The organism is Peribacillus sp. SIMBA_075 (assembly GCF_046534585.1).
In genome coordinates this window covers 1-251 of the sequence record NZ_JAWRYN010001162.1, presented here as the reverse complement: position 1 = coordinate 251, position 251 = coordinate 1, and the positions used below count along the sequence as shown (strand labels likewise).

Here is a 251-nt window from a genome sequence, read left to right as displayed (position 1 = left end):
ACGCGCGCGATTGCCGCTATCGCGTAAGGCGATCGCATGGCCTGAAGAAACACGCGCGTGCGGCGCACGCGCGTATCGCATGGCGGGTGCTTTCGCGAAAGCCGTTGACGTATCGCGCTGCATCGCTACACTGCGCCACCTCGTCAACGAACAACGCTTCGGCGCCAACGAAGACGGATGAAGTCGGACTTCGAAAGAAGTTGACGGAATCGAAAAGCCGGCTAAGATGTGCGGCTCGCTTCAACGAAAGG

At 59.8% G+C, this 251-nt stretch carries 1 protein-coding gene; it reads left to right on the top strand.

What is annotated here, in order from left to right; translation table 11 throughout:
* The coding region (locus SB775_RS31960; protein ID WP_410865305.1) for a hypothetical protein at positions 1-181 on the top strand (181 nt) is incomplete at its 5' end.
* Positions 182-251 lie beyond the last annotated feature (70 nt).